The organism is Acinetobacter sp. YH12208 (assembly GCF_013418055.1).
GTDB lineage: Bacteria > Pseudomonadota > Gammaproteobacteria > Pseudomonadales > Moraxellaceae > Acinetobacter > Acinetobacter pseudolwoffii.
Map to the genome: position 1 here is coordinate 99,586 of NZ_VPCT01000006.1, position 14,583 is coordinate 114,168.

16 protein-coding genes are annotated in these 14,583 nt (G+C 44.9%); 12 read left to right on the forward strand and 4 right to left on the reverse strand.

The window, feature by feature from the left end; translation table 11 throughout:
- Positions 1 to 10: 10 nt before the first annotated feature.
- The 7 genes from FTU95_RS15105 (at position 11) to FTU95_RS07860 (ending at position 6,712) form a co-directional block, all read left to right on the forward strand.
- Positions 11 to 1,018, forward strand: a complete 1,008-nt coding sequence (locus FTU95_RS15105; RefSeq protein WP_180078100.1) for an NYN domain-containing protein — start codon at positions 11 to 13, stop codon at positions 1,016 to 1,018.
- Between the two features lie 31 nt (positions 1,019 to 1,049).
- On the forward strand, positions 1,050 to 1,805 hold the full coding sequence (locus FTU95_RS07835) for a hypothetical protein (protein WP_005172813.1): 756 nt from the start codon (positions 1,050 to 1,052) through the stop codon (positions 1,803 to 1,805).
- 64 nt (positions 1,806 to 1,869) lie between these two features.
- On the forward strand, positions 1,870 to 3,015 hold the full coding sequence (locus FTU95_RS07840; RefSeq protein ID WP_180078102.1) for a glycerate kinase: 1,146 nt from the start codon (positions 1,870 to 1,872) through the stop codon (positions 3,013 to 3,015).
- Positions 3,016 to 3,309: 294 nt separating this feature from the next.
- Positions 3,310 to 5,298: an ATP-dependent helicase gene (locus FTU95_RS07845; RefSeq protein ID WP_180078104.1), complete on the forward strand. Its 1,989-nt coding sequence runs from the start codon at positions 3,310 to 3,312 to the stop codon at positions 5,296 to 5,298.
- An 83-nt stretch (positions 5,299 to 5,381) separates the two neighbouring features.
- Positions 5,382 to 5,633 (forward strand): RNA-binding protein, encoded by a 252-nt coding sequence (locus FTU95_RS07850; RefSeq protein WP_180078106.1) that lies wholly within the window; start codon positions 5,382 to 5,384, stop codon positions 5,631 to 5,633.
- Between the two features lie 191 nt (positions 5,634 to 5,824).
- Positions 5,825 to 6,328, forward strand: coding sequence for a DUF6586 family protein (locus tag FTU95_RS07855; RefSeq protein WP_180078108.1), 504 nt, complete (start codon positions 5,825 to 5,827; stop codon positions 6,326 to 6,328).
- A gap of 105 nt (positions 6,329 to 6,433) precedes the next feature.
- The gene (locus FTU95_RS07860; protein ID WP_004278462.1) at positions 6,434 to 6,712 is read left to right on the forward strand and encodes a hypothetical protein; all 279 of its coding nucleotides are present in this window, start codon (positions 6,434 to 6,436) and stop codon (positions 6,710 to 6,712) included.
- Positions 6,713 to 6,934: 222 nt separating this feature from the next.
- Here FTU95_RS07860 and FTU95_RS07865 read toward each other — a convergent pair whose 3' ends face one another.
- The 4 genes from FTU95_RS07865 to FTU95_RS07880 all read right to left on the reverse strand — a co-directional run bounded on the left by FTU95_RS07865 (position 6,935) and on the right by FTU95_RS07880 (position 10,804).
- Entirely contained in the window at positions 6,935 to 8,650 is a 1,716-nt protein-coding gene (locus FTU95_RS07865) for a cation:proton antiporter (RefSeq protein WP_100357550.1), read from the reverse strand.
- Positions 8,651 to 8,785: 135 nt separating this feature from the next.
- A complete protein-coding gene (gene rpmG, locus FTU95_RS07870) occupies positions 8,786 to 8,941 on the reverse strand; it encodes a 50S ribosomal protein L33 (RefSeq protein ID WP_001205031.1) in 156 nt (51 codons plus the stop codon).
- A gap of 12 nt (positions 8,942 to 8,953) precedes the next feature.
- Positions 8,954 to 9,190 carry a 50S ribosomal protein L28 gene (gene rpmB, locus FTU95_RS07875; protein ID WP_000048256.1) on the reverse strand — a complete coding sequence of 79 codons (237 nt, stop codon included), beginning with the start codon at positions 9,188 to 9,190 and terminating at the stop codon, positions 8,954 to 8,956.
- Between the two features lie 165 nt (positions 9,191 to 9,355).
- Positions 9,356 to 10,804 (reverse strand): coniferyl aldehyde dehydrogenase, encoded by a 1,449-nt coding sequence (locus tag FTU95_RS07880; RefSeq protein WP_180078110.1) that lies wholly within the window; start codon positions 10,802 to 10,804, stop codon positions 9,356 to 9,358.
- 115 nt (positions 10,805 to 10,919) lie between these two features.
- On the opposite strand from FTU95_RS07880, the gene FTU95_RS07885 reads away from it, so the two are divergent.
- The 5 genes from FTU95_RS07885 (at position 10,920) to FTU95_RS07905 (ending at position 14,582) form a co-directional block, all read left to right on the forward strand.
- Entirely contained in the window at positions 10,920 to 11,651 is a 732-nt protein-coding gene (locus FTU95_RS07885) for a TetR/AcrR family transcriptional regulator (protein ID WP_034608773.1), read from the forward strand.
- A gap of 47 nt (positions 11,652 to 11,698) precedes the next feature.
- A complete protein-coding gene (purU, locus tag FTU95_RS07890) occupies positions 11,699 to 12,565 on the forward strand; it encodes a formyltetrahydrofolate deformylase (protein WP_005095527.1) in 867 nt (288 codons plus the stop codon).
- A 193-nt stretch (positions 12,566 to 12,758) separates the two neighbouring features.
- A complete protein-coding gene (locus FTU95_RS07895; RefSeq protein WP_180078112.1) occupies positions 12,759 to 13,529 on the forward strand; it encodes a TonB-dependent receptor in 771 nt (256 codons plus the stop codon).
- Between the two features lie 25 nt (positions 13,530 to 13,554).
- Positions 13,555 to 14,178 (forward strand): MotA/TolQ/ExbB proton channel family protein, encoded by a 624-nt coding sequence (locus FTU95_RS07900; RefSeq protein ID WP_005095531.1) that lies wholly within the window; start codon positions 13,555 to 13,557, stop codon positions 14,176 to 14,178.
- Complete coding sequence (locus FTU95_RS07905) at positions 14,178 to 14,582, forward strand: biopolymer transporter ExbD (RefSeq protein WP_005172785.1); 405 nt, start codon at positions 14,178 to 14,180, stop codon at positions 14,580 to 14,582. Before FTU95_RS07900 ends, FTU95_RS07905 begins: the two co-directional genes overlap by 1 nt.
- Position 14,583 lies beyond the last annotated feature (1 nt).

Below are 14,583 nucleotides of genomic sequence, written 5' to 3' on the forward strand. Positions count from 1 at the left end.
TGGGGAAAATGTGGATATTCAAACAAAAAAGTTTGCTGTACTTATTGATGCCGATAATTCATCAACGCATGCTATTTCATCGGTATTAGAAGAAGTTGCGAAGTACGGGATTGCCAGTGTCAAACGTGTCTATGGGGACTGGAGTAGTGATACGCTGAAAAAGTGGAGAGATGTATTACTTCCGCATGCCATCACCCCGGTACAACAATTTGCTTACACCAAGGGCAAAGATGCCACGGACATGATCCTGATCATTGATGCCATGGATCTGTTATATGCAGGCGCTTTAGATGGTTTTTGTATCGTCTCCAGTGATAGTGATTTCACACCTTTAGCTTCCCGAATCCGGGAAAATGGATTAAGTGTTTATGGTTTTGGTAAGAAAAATACGCCTGAAGCTTTTAAAAAAGCATGTGATAAGTTTGTTTATGTTGAAAACTTGATTGCAGATCTTGAAGTTAAACAGCAAGAAGATGATGAACTCTCTAATGTTGTGCAGAAGAAAATAGTAACGCCTGAGAAATCTGCTGATAATAGAACGGCCTCTCAATCTAAAGATAATTTAAATCTTCCCGAAACTATGGATCGTGGGACACTGAATTTAATTTATAAAGCAGTTAAGGATAATGCGGATGAAAGTGGCTGGGCATATCTTGGTTTAGTCGGAGCATATATAAATACAGTAAAACCAGATTTTGATACTCGAAATTATGGCTATGACAAGCTGTCCGGTTTAGTAAAAGCCTTGGGAGTATTTGAAACAAAAATGCAAGGCAGTCAAATGTATCTAAGAAAAAGTAGTTTTAGCTCATTTATCAGGCTTATTCAAAAAGCTATTTATCATTATTCAGAAACTAATGATTGGGTGAATATAAAAGATGTTGTCCAATATCTAAAACAAACTGATTTAAATATTAGAAATTATGAAGAAGCTATTGATTCTATTCATTCAGGTTGGCTGGAGTTTAAACAAGTCGGTGAATTAAAATTCATCAAAGTTAATAAGGTCATCATTTGAAGTCCAATAGCTCGAGAGGCAGTTCATAATTATGTGGAAAAAGATTCGGATTCTGATTTTATTAAGTATTTTATTGATCGTTGCAGTCAATGCCTATCGTGATCAAAATCAGAACTGGTCAAAGCCGGTCATGGTTCTGTTGCATCCGATTAATGCAGATGGATTACCGACCACACAGCAATACATCCAGCAACTGTCAGTTCAGGATCTAGAAACGGCAAGAGACTTTCTACAAAAATCAGCACAGCAATATCGGAATCAACCCACTTATTTTTATTTTAATTTGGGTCGTGAGCTTAAAGTTTTACCGCCTAAAGTCCCTGAGCAGGCCTCAATTTTCGATACTGTTGTATGGAGTTTAAAGTTTCGATTTTATGCCTGGAAACAGCAACAAAGTTCGGACCCTTCTGCCAGTCTGACCCTGTTTTTAAATTATTATGATCCGGCACAAACCCGGCAATTAAAGCATTCAACTGCCTTGCAAAAAGGCCGGATTGGTTCGGTCAACCTGTTTGCCTCTCAAAAGCAGTCTGAACAAAATAAAATTGTTTTGGTACATGAGTTACTGCATGCCTTTGGTGCCAGTGATAAATATGATCTGGCCACAGGTCAGCCGATTTATCCAATAGGTTATGCATTTCCAGATCAGCAACCTGTGTTCCCACAAGCCAAGGCAGAACTGATGGCAGGACATATCCCGCTGTCCGAAACCACGAGTAAAATGCCGGGATCTCTGGATCAGACCCTGATTAATGAGATCACAGCAATTGAGTTGGGCTGGAAATAAAGACTTGTAGATTCTCTTGGATTTATCCAGAATCTAGACTTTATTGATAGATAAAAATAACCATATGCCGCTTACTTTTGTTCTTGCTCCAGATTCCTTTAAAGAAAGTATGAGTGCTGAACAAGCCTGTCAGGCCATGCAGCGTGGCATTCAAAACGTGTTGCCTGATGCTTTGTGCATTCATGTTCCTATGGCGGATGGAGGGGAAGGCACGGTCGATACACTGATCTCAAGTTCAAAAGGACAGCGCATTCCCTGTGAAGTGACAGGGCCATTGCCTGATCAGCGCATCCAGACGTATTTTGGCGTAATTGATGCAGGAAAAACCGCAATCATTGAAATGGCCAAAGCCAATGGCATAGATCTGCTGGAAGCTGCAAGGCGTAATCCTCTGCTGACCTCAACCTGTGGCACAGGAGAAATGATCAAGTCTGCGCTCGATTTAGAGGCCAGTAAAATCATCATTGGCTTAGGTGGCAGTGTGACGAACGATGCCGGTGCGGGAATGATACAGGCCTTAGGCGCTCGGTTTTTAGATGCCCAAGGATTAGAAATACAGGTTTGCGGTGGAAACCTAGATCAAATCATAGCAATTGATTTATCCGAACTGGATTCACGGCTGGCGGATATTGAAATTATCATTGCATCGGATGTGAATAATCCGCTGTGTGGACCCAATGGTGCTTCAGCGATCTTTGGCCCACAAAAAGGTGCGACACCGGAAATGGTCAAGCAACTGGATCAAAACCTCAGTCATTTCGCCGATCTGGTTGCTCGGCACATTGGACGTGATCATCGTCATGTTGCAGGTGCGGGTGCGGCAGGTGGACTCGGTTTTGGCTTAATGGCATTCACAGCTGCTTCTATTCGATCAGGTGTGGAACTCATCATTCAGCAGACAGATTTAGCCAATAAAATAGCTCAAGCCGATTATGTTCTGACTGGTGAAGGCAAGCTTGATCATCAAACTAAATTAGGCAAAACCCCATTTGGCGTGGCACAAGTAGCACAAAAATTCAATAAACCGGTGCTTGCATTTGCTGGACTGGTGGGTGATGGGATTGAGTCACTATATGAGTCTGGATTTAGTCAGATTATCGGGATTAATCCACCAGATTGTAGCCGGGAAGAAGCCTTAAAAAATGCGGAAGTGAATCTGGAAAAAGCAGTGTCCAAAACAATTAAAAATATTGAGGAACAGCGTATTTAGTTTTCTTTTACAAGATCGTCATTGCTGCACAAGCTTTACGTAATGGCAGATAATAATGCATAAGCAGATCTTGCTTTTCATGAATGAGAAGCACTGCTTCGCAAGGTAACAAAAATCCTTTGCTGGATTGAGGAAATATCCCTATATCTCAATCCAGCAGACGGCATCCATGCTGTCGACCCTCTAGCAAACAAATCAAGAGATAAAATTTGTTGCTGTTTCAGGGCGGATGAAAAGCCATAATTATAAGAGCGATCTGCTAAACTACAGCCATCCACAAAACGATGAGTGAAAATGAGTTTAGCCAACCTGATTGATGAATTAAATCCCCAACAAAAGCAAGCAGCGACCACAGAAACAAAACATAGTCTGGTGCTGGCCGGGGCAGGTTGTGGCAAAACCAAGACCATCGTGGCACGTGCAGCTTACCTGATTGAGCAGGGTGTACCCGCCAACCAGATTCAGATTCTGACCTTTACCCGCCGTGCAGCCAGTGAAATTGTAGCGCGGGTGGAATTAGCCTTGGGGGATCGAGCCAAAGGTCTGCGTGCCTCGACTTTTCATACTTTCTGTATGTATCTGTTGCGCCGTATTCCGAAGGCCTTTGGTCTGGAACAGTTCTCGATTATTGATCGTGATGATCAGTTGATGATGTTCCGTCTGATTCGGGGTCGTGATGACAAAAAAAATCCCAATCATCTGCCCAAGCCACAAGAACTCTGCGATTTATATTCCTTTGCACGTAATACTCGGCAGAAGCTCAGTCTCGCGCTGGAAAAGCAGATGCCGGAATATTTGGCGCTGAAAGATCAAATTGCCGAGATCATGAAGGAATATGAAGCACGCAAACAGGCGCGCAGTTTTCTGGATTATGACGATATTCTGGCGGTGGTGGCGACAGCTTTGGCACAATCAGAAGGCTTGGTCGATTATGTGGCTTTAATCTGTCGACATATGCTGGTCGATGAAATGCAGGATACCAATCCACTGCAATGGGCCTTGCTGGAGCCGCTGAAAGACCGGATCAGCCTGTTTTGTGTCGGCGATGATGCCCAGTCGATTTATGGTTTCCGTGGCGCAGACTTTGAAAATATTCATCATTTCAAAGAACGGGTACCAGATGCGCAGATTTTTAAACTGGAAAAAAACTACCGCTCGACCCAGGAAATTCTGGATCTGTCCAACTGGCTGCTGGATCAGTCTGAAATCAAATATGACAAACGTCTGGAAGCTTATCGTGGCGAGGGCCTAAAGCCGCGCATGCATATATTTCCGAATGAGTTTGATGAAGCCAAATGGATCGCAATTGATATTAAAGAGCGTCATTATCTACAGGGCAGCAAATGGGGCGAACATATGGTACTGGTGCGTTCCAGTTTTGCCGCGCGGCATATTGAAGCAGCCTGTATCGCGGCCAATGTACCGTATCGATTTATTGGCGGTATGAAGCTGCTGGAAACGGCACATGTCAAAGATTTGCTCAGCATGCTGCGTGTGGTCGCCAATCCGCTGGATGATATCGCCTGGATGCGTTTCTTGACCCTGTGGAATGGTGTCGGTGATGTCGGTGCAAGCAAGCTGGCGCAACACATTTTGCTGGAACCTGAAATCGATAAAATCTCCGATAAACTGGAGAAATTTGGCAAGATACCTCTAAATGCGATTCTGATCATGAAGCAGATGAGCGTGCTGAAAGGCGAAGTGCAGGCTTGTGTCAGTCTTGCGATTCAGGCAATTGAAACACAACTGGCAGAGAACTATAAAAAAGACTGGCCACGTCGTCAGGGTGATTTTGAACTGGTGAAACAACTGGCCTCCAAGCATTCACAACTAAGTGAATTTTTAGAGGAATATGTGCTCGATCCAGTGTCGATTTCGGAAATTGAACGCCAGTCCGATCATGATGTGGTGACCCTGATTACCATTCATTCAGCAAAAGGCACCGAACAGAATGTCTGTTATGTGGCCAATGTCACGCCGGGAAATTATCCGCATGCACGCGCCCAAGGCGACTTTGATGATGTTGAAGAAGAACGTCGTGTGCTGTATGTGGCGCTGACCCGAGCCAAAAATGAATTGATTCTAACCAAACAAAATCTGAATCACTGGGCGCGGGAAACGGTCGATGCGCAGGGACGTAAAGTCGCAAGTTATTTCTTGAATGATCTCACCCGGCATTTATGCACCACGGAAACCCATTACAAAACCCGGCAGCAGACCGTGAAAAGTGCCTTAATTGAACGTCAATCGATTAATTTAGATTTTGGCATTGATCTCGATTAAACTATAGCAAAGTTGTTGCATACAAAAAGTAGAGTAGGCGCGTGCTTTTTGATATTTTTTGCCTATCTTCTTAAGGTTATCAGATGAAAATTTTAGTTCGTAATTTAGAACGTACCGTCACCGAAGCCGAGTTGCTGAAGTTGTTCCAGGAATATGGCACAGTGAATACCTGTAGCTTGGTACTTGATGCGGCAACCGGAAAATCAAAAGGCTTTGCCTTTGTGGAAATGCCGCATGCGCGTGAAGCCATCAAAGCCATCAAAGGCCTGAATACTTTACGCTTGCACGGACATGGAATCCGGGTAAAACAAGCAGAAGAAAAGCCTGAGGCTTAAACTGAAAAAGGAGCACTTGATAGGCTCCTTTTTTATGGCTGTCATTTAGGATGTTGCAATTTTCTCCGTGAGATTTATGCTCTGAATCCGGATCCCGATCAATACAGTCTCAGCATCTTTTGATTGCGAAATGCAGACGAACCTTTTACTTTATAACAGCCAGAATTTGTTTTAAACCTTAGGAAATATCGATGACCCGTGTTGCTCGCTATCATGCGGACCGTACCAATCAAAAACTGTATTTTGCCCGTCTTGCCTGTCAGCAGGCAGAGCAAACCCAGCATGTGCAACAGGCCCAGGCACAACGTGAGGCGACTGTATTTCACCTGCATGGCGCTTTGCTAGCATTTTTGCAGGAGCTGGTGCGTTATTATCGTTTGAATGATTCCAATCCGACCTTAAAGTCGATTGAAGAACTGATGGCCGCCAAAGGTCAGGTATCGCCTGAAGTGACTGTACTACAGCATCTCTCTCAAAATGGTTTCATTGCTGAACTGAAACGTGCCTATCGTCTGTGTCAATATGCACCAGAACCGAGTACACCGGAACCCGAAGACGAAACCTCCTCAAATCTCATCATTAAAGTCACACAGTCTCCACAAGCATGGTTACCTGACCCTGCTATATTAAGAGAGTGGCATCGTGACTTGACGCAATTAATTGATGGTTTCCGTAATGAGATGATTGAATTTTAATCGGATCGACCGTACTTGAAATTAGAATTTTTAACCCTATATCAATTACTCTAATGATGCAAAGTGCACCCGGCTCTTTGCCACCATGTTGAACATGGAGGATATATGTCTATAGAACAGTTGAAAGACTTATTTGGTAATCAAGACGCGATTTTAGAACTCGTTCAACTTGAAGGTGGTGCCTTGGCTTTACGCAATGCAGGTTCGCATAAACAGCCTTTGGTCATGATTCAGTTTAATGACGAGGTGAAGGCTCTACTCGGAGAGCAGACGCCTGTGATTGCGCAGCAGATGATTCAGGCGGCCCTGTATGGCTTGCTGGAACAGCAGGTCAATGAATGGCAGGCTGAAGTCGTAGATGAAGAGCCGAAGTATATGAGTTAAGATTACAATGTATTCAAAAGCACACTATCGGTGTGCTTTTTGATTTTAAAGGGTTGGGGAATAAGTTAGATTTTAAGTACGAGCTCAAGGTGAATTTCAAGAAATGAAAACCCCGTTTCTGTGATTTTACTCCTGATGATTTGAATTCAGCTTATACAAAAAATCTTGTGATTATCCGTAAAAAAAGTTGCCACATTGGGCAACTTTTTTTATGCGGAGAGATTAATGAGAAGGGGGATGCTGATGCGCAATTTCGATCTGGTTCAAAATATGGTTACTCATATTCTTCGCCATTTCTTCTTTGGCATAATACACCGCGCCGATATTATCACGACGGATCGCTTCAGCTTCTTCCTTGCTTTCGGCACAGACCAATACCTGAATTTTCGGATTCAAGGTCTTGGCAATATCTACAATTTTATGAATATCGATGATATCCATAGGGGAAATGACCAGTAAGCGCGCATGTTGAATATGCGCCTGGATCAAAACACCAGCTTCAGTCGCAGCGCCTGAAACCGCGGCAATGCCTTTTTCACGCAGATTTTCGACAATATCGCGGTTTTCTTCTGCAATAACCACCTTGATATTTTCTTCCATTAATGAGCGGGTAATACGACGCCCCACTTCACCATGACCAATCAGCACCACCTGATCACGCAAGTAATCCTGTGAAACTTCATCGGGTAACATCGCCAAGGGATCACCACTGCGTTCCAGTAAACGTGCCAGGGTCGAGCGTTCCCGAATCCATTTTTGTACCGGTTCAATCGCGGAGAAGATAAAGGAGTTGAGAGTGATCGAGATCAATGCGCCCGCCAGAATCAGGTTTTGACCTTCTAGTGAAAGCAGATTCAGTGACACCCCAAGTGCTGCCAAAATAAATGAAAATTCACCAATCTGTGCCAGCGAAGCGCCAACAGTCAACGCGGTATTGATTGGATAGCGGAAGAACAATACCAGTGCCATTGCCGCCAGAGTTTTACCAATCAGAATAATGCCGACGACTGTCAGCACATGGAGTGGCTGTTCCAGTAAAATACGCGGATCAAACAGCATGCCGACAGAAACAAAGAATAAGATTGAGAAGATTTCACGCAGCGGCAAGGTTTCTTGTTCCGCGCGATGACTGAAATCTGACTCTTTCACCACCATCCCGGCAAAGAAAGCCCCCAGCGCCATAGATACCCCAAAAACCTTATAGGCCCCAAAGGCAATCGAGATGGCCGCAGCGACCACAGTCAGGGTAAACAGCTCACGAGAACCCAGACGTGCCACGACTTGGATGATCATCGGCACCAGACGTTTACCAATAATCAGCATAAAGGCAATAAAGCCTGCGACTTTCAGCAGGGTAATGCCTAAAGTGGCCCAGATATTGTCATCGCTCGCACCTTCAAGTGCTTGTCCGCCTAGAAGTAAGGCAGTGGCCGGCAATAATACCAAGGCCAAGACCATGACCAGATCTTCGACCAAAAGCCAACCGACGGCAATCCGGCCATTAATTGAATCGAGCAGACCACGATCACCGAGTGCTTTGAGTAGAACCACCGTACTGGCACAGGATAGGCTTAAACCGAATACGAGCGCAGAGCCAAAGCTCCAGCCCCATAACATCGAGACTCCCACTCCGAGCAGAGTGGCGACTGCAATTTGCAAAATTGCACCGGGCAATGCAATCCGCCGCACCTGCATCAGATCACTTAGCGAGAAATGCATCCCGACCCCGAACATCAGGAACATGACACCTAATTCTGCCAGCTGGTTGGCCAGATGAATGTCGCCGACCACACCGGGTGTATTGGGACTAATCAGAATGCCGGCCACCAGATAGCCGATAAGTGGGGGGAGGCGCAGACGTGCAGCGATATAGCCAAAAACCAGGGCTAAGCCAAAACCAACAGCCAATAATATAATGAGTTCTACGTCATGTGGCACTAAATACTCCTTTAGTTAGGTTTGCTGGGAAATAAGCACAAAAAGTGCCAAAACATGTAGAAAGTTTATCAAGTGGGGTAAAAAAAATGCAAAAAAAAACGACCTGAAAGGGTCGTTTTTTTTAAAAAGCCAAAATTATTTGATTTTAGCTTCTTTGAAGATTACGTGTTGACGGATTTTTGGATCAAATTTTTTGATTTCCATTTTTTCCGGCATAGTACGTTTGTTCTTAGTCGTGGTATAGAAATAACCTGTACCAGCTGAAGAAACTAAGCGAATTTTATCACGCATGGTTCAGACTCCTTAGATCTTTTGACCTTGAGCACGTAGGTCAGCAACAACCTTTTCAATGCCCAATTTGTCGATAATACGCATACCTTTAGTGGTTAAACGAAGACGTACAAAACGTTTTTCGCTTTCTAACCAGAAACGGTGGTGGTGCAGGTTCGGCTCGAACCGGCGTTTAGTTTTGTTGTTGGCGTGTGAGACGTTGTTACCAACGACTGGACGCTTGCCGGTAACTTGGCAAACCTTAGACATGGTGTAACTCCATTGATTTAGCCAACAGCAAATCTGTATGGCCAGTCAAAAATAAACGGATTGAAATCATTCAAGGGGCGTTTTATATCAAAAATGCGCTTAAAAGACAAGCGATTTTCGTCAAAACGCAGCACGAGCTATATCGATAGCTCATGCCTTGATCATTTAACGGAGAAGTGTCTTCGAAATCAGCTTGTGAATCGGTTTATTGAACGGCGGCAGAATGTATTTCAAGCTATACAGCTTTGGATTCGACATTACCGAGCGTTCATGCGACAAACTGAAGAAGCCTTCTGGACCGTGATATTTCCCCATACCTGATGCACCGACACCCCCAAATGGTAGATCGTCTTGTGCAACATGGGTTAATACCGTATTTTGCCCGAAATGCCCTGAATGGGTACGCTGTGCGACATAATCAGCACGCGCTTGATCAAAGTCGAAGTAGTATAAAGCAAGTGGGCGTGGACGGCTATTAATAAAGTCGATAACTTCATCAATTTGATCATATTCCATGATTGGCAGCAGTGGACCAAAGATTTCATGCTGCATGATCTGCATGCTTGGTGTGACATTGGTCACAATGGTGGGGGAAATTTTACGCAGATCAGCGGAATTTTCATGGCGCGGATTGATTTCAATAACATGAGCACCCTGTTCACGTGCATCATCCAGATAGCCTTGCAGACGGTTGTACTGTTTGTCATTCACAATCGAGGTGTAATCCTGATTATGAGTGATATCCGGATACATTCTTTCGACACAGGCTTTAAAATGATCAATAAATTCTGCTGTCTTGCCACGAGGCATGAACATATAGTCCGGTGCGACACAGGTTTGACCGGCATTCCAGAGTTTGCCCACCGCAATCCGCTGTGCGACATCACGCAGATCAATTGATGGATGTACCAGGACTGGAGACTTGCCCCCGAGTTCCAGAATCACCGGAACCAGATTTTCTGCTGCGGCTGCCATCACGGTTTTACCCACAGCAGTCGAGCCGGTAAAAATCATTTTGTCGAAGGCTAGACGACAGAAAGCATCTGAGATCACACCGCCACCATTGACCACTGCGACCAGCTCTTTTGGAAAGGCTTCTGCCAAGGCTTTTTCAAGCACTTCACCAAACGCAGCCGATGCACTAGAAATCTTGATCATGGCGTGGTTGCCGGCAGCCAATGCACAAATCAGAGGACCAATGGACAGCAACAATGGATAGTTCCACGGTGCAATAATCCCAATCACGCCCAAAGGCTGATATTGCACCCAAGCTTTGGCCGGTTGATGAATAATGCCGACATGACGCTTGGAGGGTTTCATCCATCGGGTCAAGTTTTTGCTATAATATTTGATATGTTCCAGACAGGTGAGTAGTTCACCAATTTTGGTTTCCCCAATCGAGCGGTTACCATAATCCTGATTAATTGCCTCTGCAAATTGATCTTGATACTTAACTAAGATACGCTTAAGTCGAGCTAAACGATCGATGCGTTCCTTTGCCGTCGGCAAAGGATAGTTTAAGTAAGCATGTTTTTGTTGTGCCAAAAGCTCATTTAAGTATTGGCCATCAAAAAAATGTGGTGTCATTGATATTGTTTTTGTGTGACTGTTCATGCCGCACTACCATTATTCAAAAATCGATTAATTAATTTTTAGAGCAAATACTCTAATTAGTCAAGTGACTTTGTGTGTTAGCCTGCTAATGCACGAACTGAATGGTTATTTTAGGATGTCCCAAACCAAAACCTTAAAAACTAAAGAGCGTATCTTGCAGCTCAGTTTGCAGCTGTTCAATGAACGTGGCGAACGCTCTGTGACCACCAATCATATTGCGGCTGAACTCGGGATGAGCCCTGGTAACCTGTATTATCATTTCCGTAATAAGAATGAAATTATTAAAGAACTGATGGAGGAGTACCAGCAGCAAACTCTGGAAATGCTGGCGCTGCCGGATGATCGTGCTCTGGATGCCAATGACAAGATTCATTATTTTCAGGTACTGAGCAGTCAGCTGTGGGCTTATCGTTTCCTGCATCGCGATGTCTATCATCTGGTCGAAAATAACGAAGATTTCCGCAAGATGTATCCACGCTTTGCCGGCGAGGTGATGCAGCAAGGTCAGAAAATCTATAAGGCTTTTGTGAATGCTGGCTTGATGGACATGACCGATTCAGAAATTGAAGCACTGATCATTAACCTGTGGATTGTACTGACCAACTGGACCAACTTCCTATATATGTCAGGTCATCTGACCGATTCCAATACGCTGGAAGAAAAATGGGTCTGGCAGGCACTCCGTCAAATGGTGTTCCTGGAAGGGGCCTATTTACGCGGTGAAAGCCGTCAAACTTATGAAGGTTTGCTAAATAGCCTGGGTTCTTCGGAACTTTTTGCCAGCCTGTCATCTGCAAAAAACACAGAAGTCGAGTCGCCTATTCAGAATATTTCGGAAACGCGCTAGAATACTCGGCTTATTTTAAATTTAACTGATTAGTGACTTAAACCAACATGAATATGACGACTGCTAACACCGCACGTTTATTGATTACTTGTGAAGACAAGCCGGGCATCGTGCAGGCTGTTTCGAGCTTCTTGTATCATCAAGGTGCCAATATTACTGCGCTTGACCAATATGCGACAGCAGCGCAGGGCGGCCGTTACTTCATGCGCGTTGAATTTGAACTGGATCATCTGCAAAGCCGTAAAGAAAGCATTACCCAGACTTTTGCGGTAAATGTCGCAGAGCGTTATGGCATGCAATGGCGTCTGGCTCTGGTCAGCGATGTGAAGAAAGTCGGTATTTTGGTGTCTAAGGTCGATCATGCCTTGCTTGAGCTGTTATGGCGTCATGCCCGTGGTGGTTTGCCATGTGAAATTACCAAGGTGGTATCGAATCACGAGACTTTACGCGAAGCGGTTGAAAACTTTGGGATTCCATTTGAAGTGGTGCCGGTGACCAAAGACAACAAGCCTGAAGCCTATGCAGAAATTGACCAGTTAATGCAGGGCAATGACCTGTTGGTATTGGCACGTTATATGCAGATTCTAGATGAAGAATTTGTAAGTAAGTGGGAAATGAAAGTGATCAATATTCACCATTCATTCCTGCCCGCATTTGTCGGTGCAAATCCGTATAAGCAGGCGCATGAAAAAGGTGTCAAGCTGATCGGTGCGACTGCACACTATGTTACTGCCGATCTGGATCAGGGTCCGATCATCGAGCAGGACGTAGAACGTGTCAATCATGACTTTACCGTTGAACAGTTGCGTGAACTCGGTCAGGATGTAGAACGTAATGTACTGGCACGTGCAGTGAAATGGCATCTGGAAGACCGTATTATTGTCGATGGCAATAAAACTGTAGTGTTCCAATAAAACTTGCATCCCTATTTAAAAAGGCATACTTTTAGTGTGCCTTTTTTTGTTTTGATGCAAAAAAAATCAGTGAAAGGTATGATTAGTAGTTGCAAATGAAAACACTTCTCATTTATTATTGGCGTACTTTAATTGTGCTAACCGATGAGCTTGATTGTTTGTTTCACATCATCTCCTCAAGGTAATAGATTTAATGAGTCAAGTTGCTGCTCCCATGCCACCTACACCGCCCAACAAGATGAAAAAGAAAGTCATCTCGATTCTGGCTGCCGTGTTCGTTGGACATGTGGGCCTATTGTGGGCAGTGAGCCAGATGGACGCACCAGAGCTTAAGCCTATAGAGAAAGAGCCGCTCAAAGTGCGCTTTGTGAAATTGCAGGAAGCACCAAAACCTTTACCGCCAAAGCCGAAGGCCGAGCCACAAAAAGAGCCGCCTAAGCCCAAAGAAGTCAAAATTGTAGATAAACCGCTGCCACCACCACCGAAAAAAGTTGAAAAAATAGAACAGGTGAAGAAGGCAGAAGCACCTAAAGTCGTGAAAGCACCACCCGTTGAAGCTAAACCAACCCCAAGTCCGGTGGTACCGACAGTGGTCACCGAAACCAAAGTGCAACCGGCACCAGCTCCAGTCGCGCCACCTGCGCCTGTAGCACCGCCAGCACCTGCTGCGCCGCCATCACCAAAAAGTGTCTCGATTGGGGGGGGGGTGAGCTGGCAGCGCGCACCGAAAGTTTCCTTGTCTTCAGGTGAGTTAAGAGCGACTTGTTCGATGGTAGTCGATGTGGCGGCAAATGAGCAGGGTAAAGTGGTTTCTGCGACTGCACGTAATTCGGATTGTAGCTCGGCAGTGAACCGTAAAGTTGAAGCAGCGGTACGCCGCGCGCAACTAACCAAATATGTGGAAAATGGTGTGGCTTATCCAACCCGGGTTGAGCAGCCTTTCGATTTTCAAATTACCAAATAACGGCTAACCCATTAGGAGTTCGAAGATGAACTTTTCAGTTTATTGGCAACACGCTGATGCAGTCAGTAAAACGCTGTACTTCGTGTTATTGGCAATGTCGATTGCGACATGGACCATTTTTGTGCTGCGTTTAATGGGCACTCGCCAGCTTAAACAAGTTGCTTATACCCAGCTGTCTCAAGCATTGGAGCAACTGAAAACCAAATTGGCTCCTTTGGGCTTTGAACAGCGTAAGGCAGTGGCAGAACAGGCATTGTTACGTCAGATTTCAGCCGAAAAAGCCAATGCTGAAAAAGGGGTATCCGTCCTCGGTACGATTGCTTCGATTTCACCATTTGTCGGTTTGTTTGGTACCGTGTGGGGTATTTTCCATGCGCTGGTTGCAGTGGGTAAAAGCGGTCAGGCTGGTCTGGCACAAGTGGCAACCCCAGTCGGTGAAGCCTTGATCATGACGGGTCTAGGCTTGGCCGTCGCGATTCCTGCGGTACTGGCTTATAACATCTGTGTGCGTTTCAATCGTGGTTTGGCGCATGAGTTACAAGATCAGGCACATGGCTTGTTGATTGACACCATGTTGCAACAGGAATCTGCTGCAAAAAAGTCTGATGAAAAAGTAACACAACAGAGTTTAGTGGGAGGTCAAGCTTAATGGCTTTTCAACTGGGTGAAGACAACGATGTAGGTATGAATGAGATGAATCTCATTCCCCTCATCGACATTATGTTGGTATTGATGATCATCTTCTTGGTGACAGCGACCGTTGCGAACCCATCAATTCCATTAACCTTGCCACAAACCACTGCGGAGATTATTGATCTGCCGCCTGAAAATGTCACAATCAGCATCAATGCGGAAGGTGAGATTGCCTGGAATGGCAATGTCCTGACCCTAGACGAATTGCAGACCCGTTTTAATGAAGCAGGTCAGACTGAACGTCAGCCGACGATTGTGCTGAAAGCAGATAAAGAATCCCGTTATGACACGGTAGCTCAAGTCATGTCGCGTGCGAGTGGAGCCGGACTCAGCGATATTGCCTTTGCAACCGATAACTAAG